The 1,310-nt window shown below is 72.5% G+C and carries 1 protein-coding gene; it reads right to left on the reverse strand.

The window, feature by feature from the left end; genetic code table 11:
• On the reverse strand, window positions 1–1,310 hold a 1,310-nt coding region (locus tag ABT295_RS21115; RefSeq protein ID WP_502991249.1), incomplete at both ends, for an Ig-like domain-containing protein.

Raw genomic sequence — 1,310 nt, forward strand, 5'->3', positions numbered from 1 at the left:
GTCGCGATCGGCACGGGCGGCGGCGCCTTGGGGTCCTGCGGGTCGTCGGGGTTCGGGGCCACCTTGGGCGGGGCCCCGATGACCCGGACGCCGATCTTGAAGCTCTCGTTGCTCCCCTTGGCCTTGACGACGACGGACCCGGTGGCCCCACCCGGGGCCGACTCCTCGGCGCGTAGGACGACCTGGCGGCCGCCCGTGCCCTGCTGGGTGAGCGACACCTGGTCGATGCCCGGGTCCCACGAGGCCTCGTAGACGGCCTTGGCGGGGTCCATCCCGCTCGGGAGCCAGGCGTGGCAGAGGCGCGGGATGTCGATCTGCCGCGGGTCGCCGCCGGCGAGGATCGAGACGGCGAAGGACGGGCACCGCAGCACCGGCACGTCGGGCCCGATCTGCACCTGCAGCGTGACGTAGGTCGTCTGGGCGCTCTTGTCGCCCGGGCCCGTCGCGTTGGTGACCTCGAGCATGAGGGCGGCCGGGCCGACGTAGCCGTTCGTCGAGGTGAGCCGGATCGCCGTTGCCGAGGTCGCCTCCTGCTGGAGGTCGGCCGACGGAGCGGTCGAGACGGTGTCGGGCGAGGTGAGGGAGACCGTGCCGCCGCGCGGGTCGGTGACGTAGTCGCCGAGCCGCACGTCGACGGAGGAGTCGGCGGCCATCGTGATCGTCTTGCCCTGCACGACGTAGGGCAGGCCGTTGTCGCCGGCGGGCACGTAGATGAGGGCCATCGCGGTCGCGCCGTCGGCGTCCTCGATGAGGTAGGGCACGACGCGGGCGGTCGGGCGCAGCGTGATGCGGACCTTGCCGCGCTCGATGACCGCGCCGTCGCCGACGACCTTGGTGATCGTCAGGCTGGAGCGCTCCCCGTCGAGGTCGCGGTCGTTGGCCAGCGCGTCGACGAGGATGCTCGTCTCGCCGCCCTTGGCGATCCCGGTGTCGTCGACGGCGACGGGCGGGTTGTTGAAGTCCTTCTGCCCCCGCACCGTCAGGGTCGAGCGCGACGGGTCGAAGAGGCCGTCCGTGATGCCGTAGGTCAGCACCTTGGCCGGCCCTTCGGGAGGCACGACGGCCTTGATCGAGTCGTCCTTCTGCTTCGTGAAGTCCTTGGCGAACCCGTCGCCGTTGAGCTTGGCGAAGTCCTCGAACTCGACGGAGTCGCCGGCGGCGATGAGGTCGTTGGCGAGCAGGTCGACGCGCACGGTGCGCCCCGGCGCGGCCCGGACGTCGTCCTCGACGGCGACCGGGGGCTGCGGGTCGCCCGGCTGGACGACCCCGACGCGGACGAAGCCCTCGCTCGTGCCGCCGAAGCGGTCGCG

It is taken from the genome of Terrabacter sp. NPDC000476 (assembly GCF_040300125.1).
Classification (GTDB): domain Bacteria; phylum Actinomycetota; class Actinomycetes; order Actinomycetales; family Dermatophilaceae; genus Terrabacter.